The sequence below is a fragment of the Klebsiella grimontii genome (genome assembly GCF_900200035.1).
Classification (GTDB): domain Bacteria; phylum Pseudomonadota; class Gammaproteobacteria; order Enterobacterales; family Enterobacteriaceae; genus Klebsiella; species Klebsiella grimontii.
Genome location: NZ_FZTC01000052.1, coordinates 18920 through 39857, shown reverse-complemented (window position 1 = coordinate 39857; position 20938 = coordinate 18920). Strand labels below are relative to the sequence as shown.

The following is a 20938-nucleotide window of genomic DNA, read 5'->3' as shown; positions in this document are numbered from 1 at the left end:
ACCAGCCGGAGTATTGAGATAATTTTTAGTCTGACTCTCGCTCTATTGCATATGAGGTTTCAGTTCATGTCCTGCTGCGCTGGGTGTCTGCGAAGCGGGTTTACCATTAACGAATAGTCTTAGTAGTACCGAAAAAATGGCAGAGAAACGCAATATCTTTCTGGTTGGGCCTATGGGTGCCGGCAAAAGCACTATTGGGCGCCAGTTAGCCCAACAGCTCAACATGGAATTTTACGATTCCGATCAAGAAATTGAGAAACGCACTGGCGCAGATGTGGGTTGGGTCTTTGATGTAGAAGGCGAAGACGGCTTCCGCGACCGTGAAGAAAAAATTATCAATGAGTTGACGGAAAAACAGGGAATCGTGCTGGCAACCGGCGGTGGCTCTGTAAAATCCCGTGAAACGCGTAACCGTCTCTCCGCCCGCGGCGTGGTGGTCTACCTGGAAACAACTATCGAAAAGCAGCTTGCCCGTACGCAGCGCGATAAAAAGCGTCCTTTGCTACAAGTTGATGCGCCGCCTCGCGAAGTACTGGAAGCGTTGGCGGATGAGCGTAATCCGCTGTACGAAGAGATTGCTGACGTCACTATCCGTACTGACGATCAAAGCGCGAAAGTGGTAGCAAACCAGATTATTCATATGCTGGAAAGCAACTGATTCTGGCTTAATAAAGTGCGTCAGAGTAAAAGCAACTGAGGTGGACGTCGCGTTATGGAGAGGCTTACTGTAACCCTCGGGGAACGTAGTTACCCGATTACCATCGCGGCTGGTTTGTTTAACGATCCAGCTTCCTTCCTGCCACTGAAATCAGGCGACCAGGTTATGCTGGTCACCAATGAGACGCTGGCGCCGCTTTATCTGGATACCGTACGCTCCGCACTTGAGCAAGCGGGAGTAAAAGTCGATAGCGTGATCCTTCCCGACGGCGAGCAGTTTAAAAGCCTGGCGGTGATGGATACCGTTTTTACCGCGCTATTGCAAAAACCACACGGCCGCGACACCACATTAGTGGCGCTCGGCGGTGGGGTAATTGGTGATTTAACGGGATTTGCAGCGGCCAGCTACCAGCGTGGCGTGCGCTTTATTCAGGTTCCGACCACTCTGCTGTCGCAGGTGGATTCTTCGGTCGGCGGCAAAACGGCCGTCAACCATCCTCTCGGCAAAAACATGATTGGCGCCTTCTGGCAGCCGGTTTCTGTTGTTGTCGATCTCAACTGTCTCAAAACGCTGCCGAAGCGTGAGCTCTCTTCCGGCCTGGCTGAAGTGATCAAGTACGGCGTTATTCTTGACGGCGAATTCTTCGACTGGCTGGAAAATAACATTGATGCATTGATGGCGCTGGATGAAACCGCAATGGCGTACTGTATCCGTCGCTGTTGTGAGCTGAAAGCCGAAGTTGTCGCCGCCGACGAGCGCGAAACCGGGTTACGTGCTTTACTCAATCTTGGCCATACTTTTGGTCATGCTATCGAAGCTGAAATGGGCTACGGTAACTGGTTGCATGGTGAAGCGGTCGCGGCCGGTATGGTGATGGCGGCGCATGCGTCCGAGCGTTTGGGGCGCTTTGATCCGCAGGATACGCAGCGAATTATTCATCTGTTGCAGCGTGCTGGTTTGCCGGTATGCGGGCCGCAGGAGATGGCGGCAGAGGCGTATTTGCCCCACATGATGCGTGATAAAAAGGTGCTGGCAGGCGAGATGCGGCTGGTGCTACCCCTCGCGATAGGGAAGAGCGAGATACGCGGCGGAGTACCGCACGATGTTGTTCTTGGCGCGATTGCTGATACTCAGCAGGCGCAACAATAAGAAGGTCTGGCCGCGTTCGCGCGGCGTTATCATTTCGGGTGATGTGCAATAGTCGTGAGCATAAGCCTTTTAGTGGGGTGTTAAATGGATGAATTAAAACCAGAAGACGATATGAAAGCCGATCGCAGCGATCGTCGTACTGGTCGTTCTCGTCAGTCTTCAGAGCGTGATGCCGATCCGCAAATCAATTTTGATGATGTCGATCTTGATGATGCTGACGATGGTCGCCCGACGCGCGGCAGCAAAGCACGCCGTGAGCGCGACGAAGAACAGTATGAAGAGTACGAAGAAGAGGTAGAGTCTGACGAAGGCGATGACGAAGAGCGTCAGGTTGAGCGTCGTCCTCGCAAGCGTAAGAAGGCGCCTGCGAAACCCGCCTCTCGTCAGTACATCATGATGGGGGTGGGGATCCTCGTTCTGCTGCTGCTGATTGTTGGCGTGGGTTCCGCGCTGAAATCACCATCCTCATCCAACGAGCAAACGGCTTCCGGTGAGAAGAGCATCAACCTCTCCGGCGAGCAGGACAATAATAATACTCAGCCTGCTGCTCAGGATTCATCAGCGGCTAGCAGCTCGCAGCCGCAGGATGTTTCTCTGCCGCCTATCGCCTCTAACCCGACTCAAGGTCAGGCTACGGCTGAACCGCAAGGGCAGCAGCGCGTTGAGGTTCAGGGCGATCTGAACAATGCGCTGACCCAGCAGCAGGGTCAGATTGATAGCGCGGTAGCGAACTCTACTCTGCCAACTGAGCCTGCTACCGTTGCGCCAGTGCGCAATGGCGCCACTGCCCCGCGTCAGGCGACGACAGAGCGTCAGACGGCGGCGACACCGCGCCCGGCTGAGCGTAAGCATACGGTTATCGAACCGAAACCGCAGGCCACGGCGAAAGCGCCGACCCAGCCGAAACCGGCTCCGGTCCAGCCTAAGCGTACAGAAAGCGTCGCGACTACGGCTCCGGCAAAAGCTCAGCCGACCACTAATTCTACCGCTACTGCACAGGCTAAACCGGCTGCGACTACCGCTCCTGCGGCAACGGCCGCAACTGCATCTACTGCTCCGACTGCGACTGCGACTGCAACTGCCGCTCCGGCAGCAACGGCTGCTGCGGGTAAAAGTGCCGGCGACGTCAGCTCGATGAAGTCTGCGCCGTCCGGTCACTACACGCTGCAGCTCAGCAGCTCTTCTAACTACAACAACCTCAACAGTTGGGCGAAGAAAGAGAAGCTGGAAAAATATGTTGTCTATGAGACTACGCGTAACGGTCAGCCCTGGTATGTTCTGGTGAGCGGCATTTACGCTTCGAAAGATGAAGCGAAACGTGCTGTTGCTACGCTGCCAGCAGATGTACAGGCGAAAAACCCGTGGGCAAAACCGCTGCATCAGGTTCAGTCTGACCTGAAATAATGCCGCAGAGTAGTCTGAAGCGCAGGATGCTGTCGGAGCTTTCTCCGCAGCCGGAGAATGTGTAATTAGTTAGGCAGCATGAAAAAGAATCGCGCTTTTCTGAAATGGGCAGGGGGTAAATACCCCCTGCTTGACGATATTAAAAAGCATTTGCCGCAGGGCGACTGCTTGATTGAGCCTTTTGTGGGCGCCGGGTCGGTATTTCTTAATACCGACTTTTCTCGTTATATCCTCGCTGATATCAATAGTGATTTGATCAGTCTGTATAACATCGTCAAGCTGCGTACCGATGACTATGTTGCGGCGGCGCGTGAGATGTTTACACCAGAGAACAACGTCGCAGAGCAGTATTATCGGTTCCGGGATGAGTTCAACCAGAGCCAGGAGCCGCTGCGTCGCGCGGTGTTGTTCCTGTATTTGAACCGTCATGGCTACAATGGCCTGTGTCGCTACAATCTGCGCGGTGAGTTTAACGTGCCGTTTGGTCGCTATAAAAAGCCCTATTTTCCCGAAGCTGAGCTGTATCATTTTGCGGAGAAGGCGCAGCATGCAGAGTTTCATTGTGAATCTTATGAAGAGTGCATGAAGCGGGCAGATAACCGCTCCGTTGTTTACTGCGATCCGCCCTATGCGCCGCTGTCGTCTACGGCGAATTTTACGGCTTATCATACGAATAGCTTTAGCCAGGAGCAGCAGGAGCTGCTGGCTAAAAAAGCGGAATCGCTGATGAAAAAGCGTATTCCTGTGCTTATTTCAAACCATCGCACGCCGCTCACTCAGGAGTGGTACAAAAACGCCGCTGAGACGCATATTGTGAAGGTTCGACGCAGCATCAGCAGCAACGGTGGTACACGTAAGAAGGTGGACGAGCTTCTGGCTCTGTACCGTCCGCCCAAGACCAAATAAATTTCAAGGAGATGCGGATGAAGCAGTATTTGATTGCCCCTTCGATTCTGTCGGCTGATTTTGCCCGTCTGGGCGAGGATACCGCCAATGCGTTGGCTGCGGGTGCCGATGTTGTGCACTTTGACGTGATGGACAACCACTACGTGCCGAATCTGACCATTGGTCCGATGGTGCTGAAATCACTGCGAAATTACGGTATCACCGCGCCGATTGACGTGCATTTGATGGTCAAGCCGGTTGACCGCATCGTCCCTGATTTTGCCGCCGCGGGCGCCAGCATCATTACTTTCCATCCGGAAGCTTCCGAACACGTTGACCGCACGCTGCAGCTTATCAAAGAGCACGGCTGTAAAGCCGGTCTGGTGTTTAACCCGGCCACCTCCCTGAGCTACCTCGACTACGTGATGGATAAGCTGGATGTCATCCTGCTGATGTCCGTCAATCCGGGCTTTGGCGGTCAGTCTTTTATTCCACACACTCTGGAAAAACTGCGTGAAGTTCGTCGTCGCATTGACGAATCCGGCTACGACATCCGTCTGGAAGTCGATGGCGGCGTAAAAGTCAGCAATATCGCTGAGATTGCCGCAGCCGGTGCGGATATGTTTGTTGCCGGATCGGCCATTTTCGATCAGCCTGACTATAAAAAAGTGGTCGATCAAATGCGTAGCGAATTAGCAAAGGTTAGCCATGGATAAGTTACAAAACATTCGCGGCGTGGCGTTCGATCTCGACGGGACGCTGGTCGATAGCGCGCCGGGCTTGACCGCAGCCGTTGATAACGCCCTGTATGCGCTGGAGCTCCCGATGGCGGGAGAAGAGCGAGTCGTGACCTGGATTGGCAACGGCGCGGACGTCTTGATCCAGCGAGCCCTGACCTGGGCTCGTCAGGAGCGCGCGGCGTTAAGAGCCTCTCAGGGCAAACCTTCCGTCGATCATGACGATATTCCGCAGGCTGAACAGCAGACCATTTTGCGCAAGCTGTTCGATCGCTACTATGGTGAAGTGGCGGAAGAGGGGAGCTTTTTATTTCCAGCCGTTGCCGATACGCTGGGCGCGCTGCACGCAAAAGGCCTGCCGCTGGCGCTGGTGACCAATAAACCGACGCCGTTTGTCGCGCCGATTCTGGCGTCGCTGGATATCGCCAAATATTTTACCGTTGTTATCGGCGGCGATGATGTAAAAAACAAAAAACCGCATCCGGAACCGCTGCTTATGGTTGCGGAGAAACTGGGGCTGGCGCCCGCGGAGCTGCTGTTCGTTGGCGACTCGCGCAATGATATTCAGGCCGCGAAGGCCGCGGGCTGCCGCTCAATCGGTCTGACCTACGGCTACAACTACGGCGAGCCGATTTCGCAGAGCGAGCCGGATTATATCTTTGACCAATTTAATGAACTCTTGCCCGCTTTCGGGCTACCGTACAGTGAAACTCAGGAATAAAAAATGACTAAGCCCATCGTTTTTAGTGGCGCACAGCCCTCAGGTGAATTGACCATTGGCAACTACATGGGTGCGCTGCGTCAGTGGGTAAACATGCAGGACGATTACCACTGCATTTACTGCATCGTTGACCAGCACGCGATTACCGTCCGTCAGGACCCGCAGCAGCTGCGTAAGGCCACGCTGGACACGCTGGCGCTGTATCTGGCGTGTGGTATCGACCCGCAAAAAAGCACCATCTTCGTTCAGTCCCACGTGCCGGAGCACGCGCAGCTCGGCTGGGCGCTGAACTGCTACACCTATTTCGGCGAACTGAGCCGTATGACCCAGTTTAAAGACAAGTCATCGCGCTATGCGGAAAACATTAACGCCGGTCTGTTTGACTATCCGGTGCTGATGGCTGCCGACATCCTGCTGTATCAGACTAACCAGGTCCCGGTCGGCGAAGATCAGAAACAACATCTGGAGCTGAGCCGCGATATCGCCCAGCGTTTTAACGCGATCTATGGCGATGTGTTTAAAGTCCCTGAGCCGTTTATTCCAAAATCCGGCGCGCGCGTGATGTCGCTGCTGGAGCCGACCAAAAAGATGTCCAAGTCAGATGATAACCGCAACAACGTTATCGGCCTGCTGGAAGACCCGAAATCGGTGGTGAAGAAAATCAAACGCGCGGTCACTGACTCCGACGAGCCGCCGGTTGTTCGCTACGACATTCAGAATAAAGCGGGTGTCTCCAACCTGCTGGACATCCTCTCTGCCGTTACCGGTCAGAGTATTCCAGAGCTGGAGCAGCATTTTGAAGGCAAAATGTACGGTCACCTGAAGGGCGAAGTGGCGGAAGCCGTTTCCGGCATGCTGACCGAACTGCAGGAGCGCTATCACCGATTCCGCGGTGATGAAGCCTTCCTGAATCAGGTCATGAAAGAGGGCGCGGAGAAAGCCAGCGCTCGCGCTTCTGTTACCCTGAAAGCGGTCTATGAAGCGATTGGTTTCGTCGCTAAGCCCTGAGTAATCTGCTGGCCGCAGCGCAATAAAAAGCCGGGTGCAATGCATCCGGCTTTTTTATATGTGAGCCGTTTTGAGCTCAATCTTCGCCATTAATGGTTTGAGAACCAGTTCAGCTTGTCGCGCAGGCCAACCACGCGGCCGACAATGATCAACGCCGGGCTGGCCATTTGCTTCGCCAGAATATCCAGCTGCTCTAAGGTTCCGGTGACAACCTTCTGAGTGATTGCCGTTCCGTTTTCAACGATGGCGGCGGGCATATCCGCCGCCATGCCGTGGGCAATCAGTTTTTCCCGGATCGCCGGGGCCTGGTTCAGGCCCATATAGAACACCAGGGTTTGCTTTTCTACCGCCAGGTTTTCCCAGTCCAGCTCGCCGCCGGTCTTGAGGTGGCCGGTGACCAGACGCACGCCCTGGGCGAAATCCCGATGGGTCAGCGGGATGCCCGAGTAGGCCGAACAGCCGGAGGCCGCGGTAATCCCCGGTACGACGGAGAATGGAATACCGGCATGGCACAAGGTTTCCAGCTCTTCGCCGCCGCGGCCAAAGATAAACGGATCGCCGCCCTTCAGGCGTACAACGCGTTTTCCGCCCTGGGCTTCGCGCAGCAGAATCTGGTTGATCTCCTCCTGCGGTACGCAGTGGTAGCCCGAGCGTTTACCCACGAAGACCCGATCGGCATCGCGGCGCACCAGATTCATAATGTCGTCGGAGACCAGGCGGTCATAAACCACGACATCGGCCTGCTGTATTTGCTGCAGGCCTTTGAGGGTCAGCAGTCCGGCATCGCCGGGGCCGGCGCCTACCAGCACTACTTCGCCGCGATGATCCAGCGGCTCGGTCAGCAGCTGCTCCGTCGCGTCCGCGACGGCCTGGCGGTCCTCATTGGCCAGCGACTGCGCCAGCCTGTCGTTAACAAACAGTTTCTCCCAAAAGCGGCGGCGTTCGCCAACAGTGGCAAACTGTTTCTTCACCCGGGAGCGCAGCTGACCTGCGTAGTGGGCTAATTGACCTAAATGTAGCGGCAGAACCGACTCCAGCTTTTCACGCAGCAGGCGCGCCAGCACCGGCGAGGTGCCGCCAGAAGAGACGGCAACCATCAGCGGCGAGCGGTCGATAATCGACGGCATAATAAAGCTGGCTTGCTGAGGAGCGTCGACCACGTTGCAAAATATTCGCCTTTCTTCCGCGGATTTGCTGACTTGCTGATTAACCGCTTCGTTGTCGGTGGCAGCAATCGCCAGCCAGCAGTTATCCAGCAGCACAGGATTAAACTCACCTTGTACCAAAGTCAGCATGTTCGAATCGGCCCAGACCTGGAACTGCGGTACGAAATCCAGGGCATTGACCGTTAATCTGGCTCCCGCATCCAGTAACAGGCGAGCTTTACGCTCAGCCACATCGCCACCGCCGACTAACAGGCAGTCGCGATCGCGTAGTTGGCAAAATATAGGCAAATGGTCCACGACATTACCTCTTAATTATTGGCAGCAGCCTCTGATTGTTTGATTTTTTCCGGAGCAGGGCGCTCCGATTGCGGCGTAGCATACCAATAACCCAACCCCATAAATACGACACCGGACAAAGTATTGCCGAGTGTTACCCATAACAGATTGTGACCGATACCCGCAAGGGTATAGGCATCGCTGTGATGGCCGAACCAGGAGAGGGCAAACAGCGTCATGTTGGCGACCGAGTGTTCGTAACCGGAGGCGATAAACGCCAGCAGACACCACCAGATAGCGATAAATTTTGCCGCGCCCTCGGTGCGGATTGCCATCCAGATTGCCAGACACACCAGCCAGTTACACAGCGCGCCTTTGAAAAAGAGCGCCATCGCCGACTGGCTGGTTTTTGCCAACGCGACGGTATGGACGAGGCTGGTATCGACCGGCAGCAGGCCGCCGCCGCCCCAGCTATACAGCAGCGCCACGAAAACAGAACCTAAAAGGTTACCTACCCAGGTTTGCGGCAAAATCGCCCACATTTGGCCCTGGCTGATGGTGCCCGCTTTTACGCCCAGGGTCAGGAACATCGTATGGCCGGTAAATAGTTCAGAACCGGCGATAATCACCAGGGTTAACGCAATGCCAAAGGTTGCTCCCATCACCAGCGGGCGAACGGAAGGGTCGAGTAGATTGCCGAGGGTGAAAATAAGGATGATGCCAAGGCCAACATAGGCGCCCGCCATCATCGAACTGACCCAGAAGCTCAGCGGATTGTTTGCCGAGAGGCGTGCGATGCGCGCAGCGTTAGCCGCGCACTTGTTGATAGTGTCCGTAAACATAGGTTTCCTTGAGAGATAAAGATAAAAAATGCAAAAAAAAGGAGGCATTGCGCCTCCCATAAATTGATTAACCGCGTAGCTGCACGACGCCGTCTTTCACTCTGGCCTCATAGTGCGCCACCGAATGGCTTTCATCTTCCATACACAGGCCGTCGCGCAGGCGGAAGCGCTGCTTTTTCAGCGGACTGGCAACCCACAGCTCGCCCTGATGCTCGGCGATCAGGCCGCGAGACAGGACGCTGGATTCAAAGAACGGGTCGATATTGCTAATCGCAAACACCTGGTCGCCGTGATACGGGCGGAAAATCGCCACTTGTTTATCGCCTAACAGCGCGCAGACGCCGGTTTCCGGCAGGATGTCATCGATTTTACAGATGTTTTTCCACTGGCTCATGCGTTTTCCTCCACCAGAGTTACCGGGATACGTTCGTAGGGCGCGGCCGGGCGATGCTGTTCACGCTCAGGGACCACCTGGACGTTCGGGTCGCGCTTATCGCTGTTGATGAAGTGTTTAAAGCGAACCTGGGCCGCTGGGGTGTTGACGGTTTCCGTCCACTCGCAGACTACCGCTTCACGCAGGCGGGCCATCTCTTCTTCCAGATGCGCGTTCAGGCCCAGCTTGTCATCAATGATGACCGACTTCAGGTAATCGATGCCACCTTCCAGGTTATCCAGCCACGGCGCGGTACGGGTCAGTTTGTCGGCGGTGCGGATGTAGAACATCATGAAGCGGTCGAGGTATTGCATCAGCGTTTCGCGGTCAAGATCCGCCGCCAGCAGATCCGCGTGGCGCGGCTTCATGCCGCCGTTGCCGCAGACGTAAAGGTTCCAGCCTTTCTCCGTGGCGATGATGCCGACGTCTTTACCCTGGGCTTCCGCACATTCGCGGGTACAGCCGGAGACGCCAAACTTCATTTTGTGCGGCGTACGAATGCCTTTGTAGCGGTTTTCCAGCTCGACGCCGAAGCCGACGCTGTCGCCTACCCCGTAGCGGCACCAGGTGCTGCCGACGCAGGTTTTCGCCATCCGCAGCGCTTTGGCGTAGGCATGACCGGTTTCGAATCCGGCTTCGATCAGCTGACGCCAGATTTCCGGCAGGTCGTCTTTTTGCGCGCCGAACAGGCCAATACGCTGAGAGCCGGTTATCTTGGTGTACAGATTAAATTCACGGGCGATGCGGCCCACCGCCACCAGGCCTTCCGGGGTGATTTCGCCGCCCGCAGAGCGCGGGATAACGGAGTAGGTGCCGTCTTTCTGGATATTCGCCAGGAAGTTGTCGTTAGTATCCTGCAGCGGGGTGTGCTGCGGCTTGAGGATATATTCGTTCCAGCAGGAAGCCAGCAGGGAACCAACGGTCGGTTTACACACTTCGCAGCCGTAGCCTTTACCGTGTTTCGCCAGCAGCTCTTCGAAGGTTTTGATGCCTTCCACACGGATGAGGTGGAACAGTTCCTGGCGGGAGTACGCGAAGTGCTCGCACAGGTTATTGTTGACTTCTATGCCCTGTTTCGCCAGTTCGGCGTTGAGCACCTGAGTTACTAGCGGGATGCAGCCGCCGCAGCCGGTACCGGCTTTGGTTTCCGCCTTCAGCGCCGCCACCGTGTGGCAGCCTTTATTAATGGCGGCAATCAGTGCGCCTTTGGTGACATCGAAGCAGGAACAAATTTGCGCGCTGTCCGGCAGCTTATCCACGCCGATGGACGGCTTACCGCTGCCCGCGTGCGCCGGCAGGATCAGCGAGTCCGGGTTTTCCGGCAGTTCGATGGCGTTCAGCACCAGCTGCAGCAGGTTGCCGTAATCGCTGGTATCGCCCACCAGCACCGCCCCGAGCAGGGTCTTGTTGTCAGGGCTGACGATAAGGCGTTTATAGACCTCTTTGCTTTCGTCGAGATAAACATAGCTGCGCGCGCCCGGCGTACGGCCGTGGGCGTCGCCAATCCCACCGACATCAACGCCCAGCAGCTTCAGCTTGGCGCTGAGATCCGCGCCTTCAAAGGCGTTTTCGGTCTGGAGGATATGGTCAACGGTAACCTGGGCCATTTTGTAGCCTGGCGCGACCAGGCCAAAAACGCGGTTGTTCCAGCTGGCGCATTCACCGATGGCGTAGATATCCGGGTCAGAGGTCTGGCAGGCGTCGTTGATCACAATACCGCCGCGGGGAGCGACTTCCAGACCGCACTGGGTGGCCAGCTTATCGCGCGGGCGGATACCGGTAGAGAAGACGATAAAGTCGACTTCCAGCTCGCTGCCGTCGGCAAAACGCATGGTTTTACGCGCTTGCGTCCCTTCCTGAACGATCTCTTTGGTGTTTTTGCTAGTGTGAACGCGTACGCCCATGCTTTCGATTTTACGGCGCAGCTGTTCGCCGCCCATCTGATCCAGCTGTTCAGCCATCAGCATGGGAGCGAATTCAATCACGTGGGTCTCAACGCCGAGGTTTTTCAGCGCGCCCGCGGCTTCCAGCCCTAGCAGACCGCCGCCGACGACCGCGCCGCGTTTGCTGCGACGGGCACAGGCTTCAATAGCGTTAAGGTCTTCAATGGTGCGATAAACAAAGCAGTCCTGAGTTTCAGAACCTTTAATCGGCGGGATCCACGGATAGGAGCCGGTCGCCATAATCAGCTTGTCATAGAATACGGTACGGCCCGCGCTGGAGTGGATAACCTTCTCCTGGCGGTTGATGGTGATGGCGCGTTCGCCGACCAGCACCTTAACGCCGTGCTTCTCGTAGAAACCTTCCCGTACCAAAGAGAGCTCTTCGGCGGTATGGTGAGAGAAGTAAGAGGAGAGGTGCACGCGGTCGTAGGCGATACGGGGTTCTTCACAGAACACGGTAATATCGAATAGGTTGGCGTCGGATTTATCAAGAAGGTCCTCAATAAAGCGGTGGCCGACCATACCATTACCAATGATAGCGAGTCTGACTTTGCTCATTTTTGCCTCGATTTCTTTTATATTACCGCCTACCTTAACGATTCAGCCGCGACACTTATTGATGCAAATCAATTACACCTTTACCTACTACTTAAGTGGTATGTTTATGATTTGTCAGTATTTTTATAAGTGCTGGAAAACGCTGGCTTTTCCTTTTTGCTTTTTTTATGTACAAAATTGGCAACGGAGACCCACGGCGGGTTGACTAAATATTCAGCAACAATTACGGGAGTCAGCAATATGACAGCAGCGCCGCTTTGGTTAATTGAGAACGTTCGTCTGCCCGATCGCGAAGGACTATGGCAGATAGCGATAGACAAGGGGCGCTTCGGGGATATCACCCCCATGGGTGAGGCGCGCAATGAGAGTTATGAAGTGCTGAATGCGCGCGGCGGGCTGGCGATCCCTCCGTTTATTGAGCCGCATATCCATCTTGATACTACGCAAACCGCCGGTGAGCCGAACTGGAATCAGTCCGGAACCCTGTTTGAAGGGATTGAGCGTTGGGCGGAGCGGAAGGCGTTATTGAGCCATGAGGACGTTAAAGCTCGCGCGTGGAAGACGCTAAAATGGCAAATCGCCAACGGCATCCAGTTTGTTCGTACCCACGTTGATGTTTCCGACCCTACGCTGACCGCGCTCAAAGCCATGCTGGAGGTCAAAAAGGAGGTCGCGCCGTGGGTAGAGCTGCAGATTGTCGCCTTCCCACAAGAGGGTATTTTATCCTATCCCAATGGTGAGGCTCTGCTGGAAGAGGCGCTGCGTCTGGGCGCCGATGTGGTCGGCGCGATTCCGCATTTTGAATTCACGCGCGAATATGGCGTGGAATCCCTGCACATCGCTTTCCGGCTGGCGAAAAAGTATCAGCGGCCTCTGGATATCCACTGCGATGAAATCGATGATGAACAGTCGCGGTTCGTTGAAACCGTGGCGGCCCTGGCGTTAAAAGAGGGTATTGGGCCGCGAGTGACCGCCAGCCATACCACCGCAATGCACTCCTACAATGGCGCGTATACGTCACGTCTTTTTCGTTTACTGAAGCTGTCGGGCATTAACTTCGTGGCCAATCCTCTGGTCAATATTCATCTTCAGGGACGCTTTGACGACTATCCGAAGCGCCGCGGCATTACGCGCGTGAAGGAGCTAATGGCGGCGGGAATTAACGTCTGCTTTGGCCATGACGATGTATTTGACCCGTGGTATCCGCTGGGTACCGGCAATATGCTGCAGGTGCTGCATATGGGGCTGCACGTTTGTCAGATAATGGGCTATCAGCAGATTAATGATGGACTGAAGCTGGTGACGGAAAACAGCGCGCGAACGTTTGGCCTCAGCGATTACGGTATTACAACGGGGAACCCGGCGAATCTGGTGATTCTGCCCGCTGAAAACGGGTTTGAGGCCGTGCGCTGTCAGGTGCCGGTGCGCTGGTCAATTCGTCAGGGGAGAGTGATTGCCACCACGCAGCTGGCGCAGACCTGGGTACAGACTGACAGGGGCGGGGAGGAGCTGTTCTTTACCCGAAATAGCCCCTTTGCCGGAACAAAGGGGCCTGAGGCTTAGTGCGATTCCGCAGCCGCGTTGTTCTGACGGTGGCGGGAGACGAAGCCGAGGATCAGACACATCACAAATACCACCGCGTAGAGAACGTTAGCGGTATGCAGCGCCGCCAGCGGGCCGCTGGCGGCAACGATAGGACCGGTGACCACGAAGGTCAGCATGGTGCCTACGGTGCCGCAGGTGAGAATGAAGTTCACCAGCTTCGGCGATGACACTTTGGTCTGCAGCGAGCCCAGGGTGATGATCGACGTATAGATAGCGCTGGAGAAGAAGCCGAGGGTCAGGATAAACCACGGCATATGCTCCGGCGAACCGTTGATAAACAGATACATCAGTACCGTCGCCACGCCCGCCAGCACCGTCAGAATACGCTGCAGGTCGAAGAAGCGCAGAATAAAGCTGAATGACCACATGCCGATCATGTACGACATCCAGAAATCACTCACCAGTTTACCTGCGTCGCCAAGACTCATACCGAGGCCTTTGGCGTATTCCGGCACCCAGGAGATAAAGCCCAGTTGGCCGAGGATATAGCACAGCGCGGCGATAGAGAGAAACAGTACGCCGATGCCCCATTTCTCTTTCGCTACCGGCTGGCTTTCTTGCAGGGCTTTTTTACCCAATACCGGGAATTCACAGCCGAAGGTCAGCACGAAAATCGCGACGTAGACCAGGCCGATGCAGGCATACACCCAGTACCACTCGATGCTGCGCGCCAGCAGATAAGCGGCCAGCATCGGGAAGATCATCCCCGCCATGCTGAAGAAGGAGTCGGTGAACAGCAGACGCGCCCCGCGCTGACGACCTTCATACATATGGGTGATCAGGAAGGTACCAATCGACATGGTGATCCCGCTGACCAGGCCAAGCACGAACATTGAAGCGGAAAACAGCGCCAGGCTGTGGCTGAACATTAAACCCGCGACGGCCAGAACCATCAGGATAAAGCCAAAACGCAGCTGGGTTTTCAGCGGAACAATTTCCATCAGCCAGGCGTTCAGGAAGATAGAGATCAGGATACCGGAGTTAAGGAAGGTAAAGGTGTTGCTCATACTGGAAACGGGCAGATGAAAATAATCTGCGATGTTTCCCATCACCATCCCGGTGACAATCACCAACGCGCCGGTCAGGGCGTAGGAGAAAAAGCTGATCCATGTGAGCTTGATACGGTTGCTGTTAGTCATGACTGGCCTGTGAATAGAAATGTAAAGCGCGTTGACTCTGCGCCGGGCGGACAGATTTTATGCGTTAGCGTGATTCAAGCAAACGTTTATTCTGAAAATTAGATCTTTTTGCAATTATTAATGTGACTGACTTCACATTTATTTATTTGGCGGATCAATAGACGCATCGTTACAAGTGTTTCAGCTAAGTAAAATTAGGTAAAAGGCTGGCCCAGGATGCAAAGGCTCTTTAGAATCAAAGCACTCGGTTTTTATTCTGCTCCGTTAAGGAATTTCCATGCTCAAATCCACTCTCGCGGCGGTGGCTGCCGTTTTCGCCATTTCAGCATTCTCCCCGGCCATGGCGGCAAAGGGCGATCCCCATGTGTTGCTGACCACGTCTGCGGGCAATATTGAGCTTGAGCTGAATAGCCAGAAAGCGCCAATTTCGGTTGATAACTTCCTCAAGTACGTGAACAGCGGTTTTTATAACAACACCACGTTTCACCGCGTGATCCCAGGTTTTATGGTGCAGGGCGGCGGCTTTAACGAACAGATGCAGCAGAAGCAGCCTAATCCGCCGATTAAAAACGAAGCCGACAACGGCCTGCGCAACACGCGTGGCACCATCGCCATGGCGCGTACCGCCGATCAGGACAGCGCCACCAGCCAGTTCTTTATCAATATTGCGGATAACGCCTTCCTCGATCATGGCCAGCGCGATTTCGGCTATGCGGTGTTTGGTAAAGTCGTCAAAGGCATGGACGTAGCGGATAAGATTTCTCAGGTGCCGACCCATAACGTTGGGCCGTATCAGAATGTACCGTCGAAACCTATCGTGATTCTTTCCGCAAAAGTGCTGCCGTAAACCTATTTGCGCGGGTAACTCATGCCCGCGCATTCCCCCGCTTCCCTGCGAAATCGTTTTTTGCCGCTTATACTTGTGGCAACCGCGGAATCGTCAGGGAGGTGTTAAATGAAAAAACTCACCGAAAAACAGAAATCCCGTCTCTGGGAGGCTCGACGTAACGTTAATTTCCAGGCCAGCCGACGGCTGGAGGGCGTCGATATTCCGCTGATAACCCTTACCCCCGAAGAAGCTCTGGCGCGTATTGAGGCGTTAAGGAGTCACTATGAGCGATAAATTCGGCGAGGGGCGGGATCCTTATCTCTACTCGGGCCTGAAGGTCATGCGCAACCGCCTGGGCATCCGCCAGGCTCAGCGCCTTGAGCAGGCGGCATGGGATCTGACCGCATTACGCGCGGCAACCATTGAACTCGGGCCGTTGGTGCGGGGATTGCCTCATCTGTGCGCGATTCATCGCCAGCTCTATCAGGATGTTTTCGACTGGGCGGGGCAACTGCGTGAAGTGGATATCTATCAGGGCGACACCCGCTTCTGCCATTTCGCCTATATCGAAAAAGAGGGAAACGCGCTGCTTCAGGATCTTGAAGAGGAAGGTTATCTGGTGGGGCTCGCGCAGGATAAATTCATTGAACGTCTTGCTCATTACTATTGCGAAATAAATGTCCTGCATCCTTTCCGTCTCGGTAACGGCATGGCGCAACGCATTTTCTTTGAGCAGCTGGCTATCCATGCGGGTTATACGCTGGATTGGCGCGATATTGCGGTCGATGCGTGGAACCAGGCCAACCAGAGCGGAGCGATGGGCGACCTTTCCCCGCTGCAGACGATATTTCGCAAAGTGGTAAGCGAAGCCGTGGAAACTGAGTAGAATAGCGCGGTTCTTTGTTCCCGGAGCCGCTATGATCCTGCTTATCGATAACTACGATTCTTTCACCTGGAATTTGTATCAGTATTTCTGCGAGCTTGGCGCGGAAGTTCTGGTCAGACGTAATGACGAGCTGACGTTAGCGGATATCATTGCTCTGGCGCCAGCGAAAATCGTTATCTCGCCGGGCCCCTGCACGCCCGATGAGTCAGGGATTTCGCTGGCGGTGATTCGCCACTTTTCCGGTAAGACGCCGATCTTAGGCGTTTGCCTGGGCCATCAGGCGATTGCCCAGGTTTTCGGCGCCGCGATCGTACGAGCCGCGAAAGTGATGCACGGGAAAACGTCCCCGGTCAGCCATACCGGTCAAGGGGTGTTCCTTGGACTGAATAACCCGCTTACGGTGACCCGCTACCACTCCCTGCTCATTGATCCGCTAACGCTGCCTGAATGCTTTGAGGTGACCGCCCGCAGCGAAAAGGGGGAGATCATGGGCATTCGCCACCGCGTCTTCGATCTCGAGGGCGTGCAGTTTCATCCGGAGAGTATTCTCAGCGAGCAGGGACATCAGCTGCTGGCAAACTTCCTCAATCGGTGATTTGTAGTTGCCATGGGTTGATTTTTTATGCATATTTTGTGATTAGATTATCATAATCATTGCTGCATAACGTAAAGGATGGGCACCACATGGCAACTGAACAACCGGCAATCACCCGCGCTACATTCGATGAAGTCATTTTGCCGATTTATGCACCGGCAGAATTTATTCCGGTGAAGGGCAAGGGGAGCCGAGTATGGGATCAGCAGGGTAAAGAGTACGTTGATTTCGCCGGTGGGATTGCCGTGACCGCGCTCGGTCATTGCCATCCGGCGCTGGTGGCGGCACTCCATGAGCAGGGTGAAAAGCTGTGGCATACCAGTAACGTTTTTACCAACGAACCGGCCCTGCGCCTCGGGCGTAAGCTGGTGGATGCGACTTTTGCCGATCGCGTGGTGTTTATGAACTCCGGGACGGAAGCCAACGAAACGGCATTCAAGCTGGCGCGCCATTACACCGTGACGCGCCATAGTCCGTACAAAACCAAAATCATCGCTTTCCATAACGCCTTTCACGGTCGGTCGCTGTTTACCGTCTCCGTCGGCGGTCAGCCCAAATATTCTGATGGTTTCGGGCCGAAACCGGCCGATATCGTTCACGTACCGTTTAACGATTTACACGCGGTGAAAGCGGTGATGGACGATCATACCTGCGCGGTGGTGGTCGAGCCGATTCAGGGTGAAGGTGGAGTGACGGCGGCGACGCCGGAATTCCTGCAAGGATTGCGCGATCTCTGCGACCAGCACCAGGCACTGCTGGTGTTTGATGAAGTCCAGTGCGGTATGGGGCGCACCGGCTCGCTGTTTGCCTATATGCACTACGGCGTGACGCCGGATATTCTGACCAGCGCCAAGGCGCTTGGCGGCGGCTTCCCTATCAGCGCGATGCTGGCCACCCATGATATCGCCAGCGCTTTCCACGCCGGTTCCCATGGTTCGACCTACGGCGGTAACCCGCTGGCCTGCGCGGTCGGCGGGGCGGCCTTCGATCTGATTAACACGCCGGAAGTGCTGGACGGCGTCACCGCGAAGCGCGAGCTGTTTGTTCAGCACCTTCAGCAAATTGACGCGCGGTTCGATCTGTTTAGCGATATTCGCGGCATGGGTCTGCTGATCGGCGCCGAGCTGAAGCCGCAGTATCACGGGAAGGCGCGCGATTTCTTGTATGCAGCCGCAGAGGCGGGCGTCATGGTGCTCAATGCCGGACCAGACGTGATGCGCTTCGTACCGTCGCTGGTGATTGATGATAGCGATATTGCTGAAGGCATGGCGCGCTTTGCCCAGGCGGTTGAGCGGGTGCTTAGCGCTTAGTGGCGCGCAGCCAGATGCCATGATGCGGACGCTGACGCCATGCCACCGATGAAATGGTGTGCATGGTGTTCAGATGCCCGAGGATGCGCTGCAAGTGCTGCTCCATCGTACTGAGCGGTCCGCGAGGGACCTCCGCATCCTGCGCCTCCATAATATTCACATCCCCCGCGCTGCCGGGCCCGTCGGAATCCAGCCGCTGCTGGCAGCGCTGGAGCGCAATCTCGCAGGACTCCAGATAACGCTGGGCTAAATCCGGCGTCAGCATATTGTGCTCGCGCGCCAGGGTAGTCATGGCATTGATGTGCTCGACAATAAACTGGCTGTGGGTCACCCACAGCTTCATGTCTTCGAGATAGTGGGAATTAAAACCGGGTTCCTGCATCGCCTGATTTAGCGAGTTAAACAGCGCGTTATGCGTCTGATTAACGCGCATGCGCTGATAGGCCAGCGCCGGGGCCTGATGGTCGTCGCTAAGGATCAGCCTGATGGCTTCCTGATCGGCTTCCAGCGCGTCGTGGGCATTTTTGCGCAGCAGACCGCTTTGCCACTGCGGCCATAGCCAGACCATGCCGCCGAAAGCAATCAGACAGCCAATCAGCGTATCAATCAGTCTGGCGACGATAAACTGCTCGCCGTTCAGGGTGAGCAGTTGCAGGGTGTACACCGCCGTCACGGTAAATCCGACCATCGCCCAGCCGTAATGCTGGCGAATAATCAGGTAGCTCAATAGCGTAATGAACAGCATCGCGGTCAGCGTATAGCCTTCAGGAACGTGAAAGTGCAGCGTGAGCCCGGCAATGACCAGCCCCGCAATGGTTCCGGCAGCCCGATGGACGATACGTACCCGCGTCGCGCCGTAGCCGTTTTGCGTCACGAACAGCACGGTCATCAGGATCCAGTAGGGCTTAGGCAGATGCAGCGCGCTGCCCATCAGGCTGGCGGCGCTCAGCATTACGCTGATACGCGCGGCGTTACGTAACGCCGGCGACTTAAGCGACAGATAGTTTTTCAACGCGGGCAGCAGCGGCAGGCGGCGGGTTTTATCCGCCATCAGGTTACGCGCGTACAGCGGGCGCTGGGTGCGCAGAACTCTGGCAATGCGGCTGAAGTGCCAGGCGCAGAACTGGCCGACAGGATTATCCGGATGCTGCCAGGCGATTTTTTCCAGCGCGCCGATCTGTTTGTCCATCTGAAAGCGCCGGGGATAACGGTGGTAGAGCAGATCGTCCGCCAGCTCCCGCAGGCGGGCGGCAACGGTTTGCGCGTTCCAGCGAATCACCGCTTCCGCGTGACTGCGTTCCACCAGCTTCTGCACCTCTTCTGGCTGATGAAGGCTGACGGAAATATGCTCCTGAAGGTCCAGTCCAACCTGGAAAGCGCGCAGCAGGCGTTTGTGATCGCTGCGCTGGTTAGCCGCCAGCATATGCATCTGCTGATAGCACTGGGTAATCAGATCCACCACCTTTTGCTGGCGGTTGAGCAGCGGCGGCAGCGATGTGGCGGGGTCCGTATGCTGGGTAAGCAGGCTGTATTTGGCCTCGCAGTAGTTGGCGAGCTCACGGTAGAGCAGGCTTAAGGATTCGCGCAGCGGCTGCTCGCGCCAGAGCCAAAACCAGAACCAGTTGAACACCCCATACCATAAGGTGCCGAGGGCGTAGATTAACAGCGGCTCCCACACCGGCATGTTGCCCGCGAGACTGAGGGTAAAAATAGCCGCGATAAGCGAGGCAGGCAGCAGCCGCGCGTGCAGGGAGCTGATTTCAGCCGTGACGCCGAGGATCAGCGCCAGACCGGTGAGGATTAGCGGCAAAGGGATTTCGCGTTGCAGAAGAAGCTGGACGATCAGGCTACAGCCGGCAAACAGGCTGCCGCCGATAATCAGACGCTTAAAGAAACGCTTATGCGGCGTATCCAGCCCGGCAATGTTGCAGCAGGCGGGAACCAGAGAGAACAGAAGCCCCTGCTGTAAGTGGCCAAACAGAAGCCCAATCGCGACCGGCAGACACAACACCAGCGTTTGCCGCAGTGCATAGTTGACTTCAGGGTGGTAAATCAGCCTGCGCCACATGAGGAGAAAACAAAAACGGCGTATCGTCAGGCAATACGCCGTTTTACCGACTTAACGGGTACCGTAGACGACGATAGTTTTACCGTGCGCGGAGATCAGGTTTTGATCTTCCAGCATTTTCAGGATGCGGCCAACGGTCTCGCGGGAGCAGCCGACGATCTGGCCGATTTCCTGACGGGTAATTTTAATTTGCATACCGTCCGGATGGGTCATCGCATCCGGCTGTTTAGCCAGGTTCAGCAGCGTCTGAGCGATACGACCGGTAACGTCAAGGAAGGCGAGGTTGCCCACTTTCTCAGACGTGACCTGCAGACGACGAGCCATCTGCGAAGAGAGACGCATCAGGATGTCCGGGTTAACCTGGATCAGCTGACGGAATTTTTTGTAGGAGATTTCGGCCACTTCACATGCGGTTTTCGCACGTACCCAAGCGCTACGCTCCTGGCCTTCTTCAAACAAGCCTAATTCACCGATGAAATCGCCCTGATTAAGGTAAGAGAGGATCATCTCTTTACCTTCTTCATCCTTGATGAGTACAGCCACGGAGCCTTTAACGATGTAGTACAACGTTTCTGCTTTCTCACCCTGGTGGATCAGCGTGCTCTTTGATGGGTACTTATGAATGTGGCAATGAGACAAGAACCATTCAAGGGTAGGGTCTGTTTGCGGTTTGCCAAGCACCATGCGCGGTTATCCTCTGTTATAAGCTATCTCCGGGTGCCGACA

20 protein-coding genes are annotated in these 20938 nt (G+C 55.6%); 13 read left to right on the top strand and 7 right to left on the bottom strand.

Features of this window, described 5'->3' with window-relative positions:
• Positions 1-136: 136 nt before the first annotated feature.
• From aroK to trpS, 7 genes are all read left to right on the top strand, one after another.
• Positions 137-658 carry a shikimate kinase AroK gene (aroK, locus tag KOSB73_RS28650; protein WP_004106441.1) on the top strand — a complete coding sequence of 174 codons (522 nt, stop codon included), beginning with the start codon at positions 137-139 and terminating at the stop codon, positions 656-658.
• A gap of 54 nt (positions 659-712) precedes the next feature.
• Positions 713-1807, top strand: coding sequence for a 3-dehydroquinate synthase (gene aroB / locus KOSB73_RS28645; RefSeq protein WP_004132253.1), 1095 nt, complete (start codon positions 713-715; stop codon positions 1805-1807).
• Between the two features lie 84 nt (positions 1808-1891).
• Entirely contained in the window at positions 1892-3211 is a 1320-nt protein-coding gene (damX, locus tag KOSB73_RS28640; protein ID WP_049087554.1) for a cell division protein DamX, read from the top strand.
• A gap of 78 nt (positions 3212-3289) precedes the next feature.
• A complete protein-coding gene (dam, locus tag KOSB73_RS28635) occupies positions 3290-4117 on the top strand; it encodes an adenine-specific DNA-methyltransferase (RefSeq protein ID WP_004132251.1) in 828 nt (275 codons plus the stop codon).
• 17 nt (positions 4118-4134) lie between these two features.
• Positions 4135-4812, top strand: a complete 678-nt coding sequence (rpe, locus tag KOSB73_RS28630) for a ribulose-phosphate 3-epimerase (protein ID WP_004126039.1) — start codon at positions 4135-4137, stop codon at positions 4810-4812.
• Positions 4805-5554, top strand: coding sequence for a phosphoglycolate phosphatase (gene gph / locus KOSB73_RS28625; RefSeq protein WP_004132250.1), 750 nt, complete (start codon positions 4805-4807; stop codon positions 5552-5554). Before rpe ends, gph begins: the two co-directional genes overlap by 8 nt.
• Before the next feature lie 3 nt (positions 5555-5557).
• Positions 5558-6562, top strand: coding sequence for a tryptophan--tRNA ligase (trpS, locus tag KOSB73_RS28620; RefSeq protein ID WP_004132248.1), 1005 nt, complete (start codon positions 5558-5560; stop codon positions 6560-6562).
• Between the two features lie 89 nt (positions 6563-6651).
• Here trpS and cysG read toward each other — a convergent pair whose 3' ends face one another.
• From cysG to nirB, 4 genes are all read right to left on the bottom strand, one after another.
• Entirely contained in the window at positions 6652-8025 is a 1374-nt protein-coding gene (gene cysG, locus KOSB73_RS28615; RefSeq protein WP_024359838.1) for a siroheme synthase CysG, read from the bottom strand.
• Positions 8026-8036: 11 nt separating this feature from the next.
• Positions 8037-8846, bottom strand: coding sequence for a nitrite transporter NirC (gene nirC, locus KOSB73_RS28610; RefSeq protein ID WP_004132246.1), 810 nt, complete (start codon positions 8844-8846; stop codon positions 8037-8039).
• Positions 8847-8913: 67 nt separating this feature from the next.
• A complete protein-coding gene (gene nirD, locus KOSB73_RS28605; protein ID WP_004132244.1) occupies positions 8914-9240 on the bottom strand; it encodes a nitrite reductase small subunit NirD in 327 nt (108 codons plus the stop codon).
• A complete protein-coding gene (gene nirB / locus KOSB73_RS28600; protein ID WP_049087553.1) occupies positions 9237-11780 on the bottom strand; it encodes an NADPH-nitrite reductase large subunit in 2544 nt (847 codons plus the stop codon). The genes nirD and nirB overlap by 4 nt, the downstream gene beginning before the upstream one ends.
• A 240-nt stretch (positions 11781-12020) precedes the next feature.
• Here nirB and KOSB73_RS28590 point away from each other — a divergent pair, with 240 nt between their 5' ends.
• On the top strand, positions 12021-13343 hold the full coding sequence (locus tag KOSB73_RS28590) for a cytosine deaminase (RefSeq protein WP_024359840.1): 1323 nt from the start codon (positions 12021-12023) through the stop codon (positions 13341-13343).
• Here KOSB73_RS28590 and tsgA read toward each other — a convergent pair.
• Complete coding sequence (tsgA, locus tag KOSB73_RS28585) at positions 13340-14524, bottom strand: MFS transporter TsgA (protein WP_049087552.1); 1185 nt, start codon at positions 14522-14524, stop codon at positions 13340-13342. The genes KOSB73_RS28590 and tsgA overlap by 4 nt on opposite strands.
• Before the next feature lie 277 nt (positions 14525-14801).
• Between tsgA and ppiA the strand changes: the two genes are divergently transcribed.
• From ppiA to argD, 5 genes are all read left to right on the top strand, one after another.
• Positions 14802-15371 (top strand): peptidylprolyl isomerase A, encoded by a 570-nt coding sequence (gene ppiA / locus KOSB73_RS28580; RefSeq protein ID WP_004854889.1) that lies wholly within the window; start codon positions 14802-14804, stop codon positions 15369-15371.
• A gap of 108 nt (positions 15372-15479) precedes the next feature.
• A complete protein-coding gene (locus KOSB73_RS28575) occupies positions 15480-15647 on the top strand; it encodes a YhfG family protein (protein WP_004138384.1) in 168 nt (55 codons plus the stop codon).
• On the top strand, positions 15637-16239 hold the full coding sequence (locus KOSB73_RS28570; protein WP_024359842.1) for a putative adenosine monophosphate-protein transferase Fic: 603 nt from the start codon (positions 15637-15639) through the stop codon (positions 16237-16239). The genes KOSB73_RS28575 and KOSB73_RS28570 overlap by 11 nt, the downstream gene beginning before the upstream one ends.
• 31 nt (positions 16240-16270) lie before the next feature.
• Positions 16271-16834 carry an aminodeoxychorismate synthase component 2 gene (pabA, locus tag KOSB73_RS28565; RefSeq protein WP_004138386.1) on the top strand — a complete coding sequence of 188 codons (564 nt, stop codon included), beginning with the start codon at positions 16271-16273 and terminating at the stop codon, positions 16832-16834.
• A gap of 89 nt (positions 16835-16923) precedes the next feature.
• Positions 16924-18144 (top strand): bifunctional acetylornithine/succinyldiaminopimelate transaminase, encoded by a 1221-nt coding sequence (gene argD / locus KOSB73_RS28560; protein WP_098141360.1) that lies wholly within the window; start codon positions 16924-16926, stop codon positions 18142-18144.
• On the opposite strand, the gene KOSB73_RS28555 is transcribed toward argD, so the two are convergent.
• Positions 18134-20212 (bottom strand): YccS/YhfK family putative transporter, encoded by a 2079-nt coding sequence (locus KOSB73_RS28555; RefSeq protein ID WP_024359844.1) that lies wholly within the window; start codon positions 20210-20212, stop codon positions 18134-18136. The genes argD and KOSB73_RS28555 overlap by 11 nt on opposite strands.
• A 51-nt stretch (positions 20213-20263) precedes the next feature.
• Positions 20264-20896, bottom strand: coding sequence for a cAMP-activated global transcriptional regulator CRP (gene crp / locus KOSB73_RS28550; protein ID WP_000242758.1), 633 nt, complete (start codon positions 20894-20896; stop codon positions 20264-20266).
• Between the last annotated feature and the right edge of the window lie 42 nt (positions 20897-20938).

Excerpts from the sequence above, each read along its gene's own strand:
- aroK (WP_004106441.1), top strand. The coding sequence starts at position 137 with ATGGCAGAGAAACGCAATATCTTTCTGGTTGGGCCTATGGGTGCCGGC.
- aroB (WP_004132253.1), top strand. The coding sequence starts at position 713 with ATGGAGAGGCTTACTGTAACCCTCGGGGAACGTAGTTACCCGATTACC.
- damX (WP_049087554.1), top strand. The coding sequence starts at position 1,892 with ATGGATGAATTAAAACCAGAAGACGATATGAAAGCCGATCGCAGCGAT.
- dam (WP_004132251.1), top strand. The coding sequence starts at position 3,290 with ATGAAAAAGAATCGCGCTTTTCTGAAATGGGCAGGGGGTAAATACCCC.
- rpe (WP_004126039.1), top strand. The coding sequence starts at position 4,135 with ATGAAGCAGTATTTGATTGCCCCTTCGATTCTGTCGGCTGATTTTGCC.
- gph (WP_004132250.1), top strand. The coding sequence starts at position 4,805 with ATGGATAAGTTACAAAACATTCGCGGCGTGGCGTTCGATCTCGACGGG.
- trpS (WP_004132248.1), top strand. The coding sequence starts at position 5,558 with ATGACTAAGCCCATCGTTTTTAGTGGCGCACAGCCCTCAGGTGAATTG.
- nirC (WP_004132246.1), bottom strand. The coding sequence starts at position 8,846 with ATGTTTACGGACACTATCAACAAGTGCGCGGCTAACGCTGCGCGCATC.
- nirD (WP_004132244.1), bottom strand. The coding sequence starts at position 9,240 with ATGAGCCAGTGGAAAAACATCTGTAAAATCGATGACATCCTGCCGGAA.
- nirB (WP_049087553.1), bottom strand. The coding sequence starts at position 11,780 with ATGAGCAAAGTCAGACTCGCTATCATTGGTAATGGTATGGTCGGCCAC.
- KOSB73_RS28590 (WP_024359840.1), top strand. The coding sequence starts at position 12,021 with ATGACAGCAGCGCCGCTTTGGTTAATTGAGAACGTTCGTCTGCCCGAT.
- tsgA (WP_049087552.1), bottom strand. The coding sequence starts at position 14,524 with ATGACTAACAGCAACCGTATCAAGCTCACATGGATCAGCTTTTTCTCC.
- ppiA (WP_004854889.1), top strand. The coding sequence starts at position 14,802 with ATGCTCAAATCCACTCTCGCGGCGGTGGCTGCCGTTTTCGCCATTTCA.
- KOSB73_RS28575 (WP_004138384.1), top strand. The coding sequence starts at position 15,480 with ATGAAAAAACTCACCGAAAAACAGAAATCCCGTCTCTGGGAGGCTCGA.
- KOSB73_RS28570 (WP_024359842.1), top strand. The coding sequence starts at position 15,637 with ATGAGCGATAAATTCGGCGAGGGGCGGGATCCTTATCTCTACTCGGGC.
- pabA (WP_004138386.1), top strand. The coding sequence starts at position 16,271 with ATGATCCTGCTTATCGATAACTACGATTCTTTCACCTGGAATTTGTAT.
- argD (WP_098141360.1), top strand. The coding sequence starts at position 16,924 with ATGGCAACTGAACAACCGGCAATCACCCGCGCTACATTCGATGAAGTC.
- KOSB73_RS28555 (WP_024359844.1), bottom strand. The coding sequence starts at position 20,212 with ATGTGGCGCAGGCTGATTTACCACCCTGAAGTCAACTATGCACTGCGG.
- crp (WP_000242758.1), bottom strand. The coding sequence starts at position 20,896 with ATGGTGCTTGGCAAACCGCAAACAGACCCTACCCTTGAATGGTTCTTG.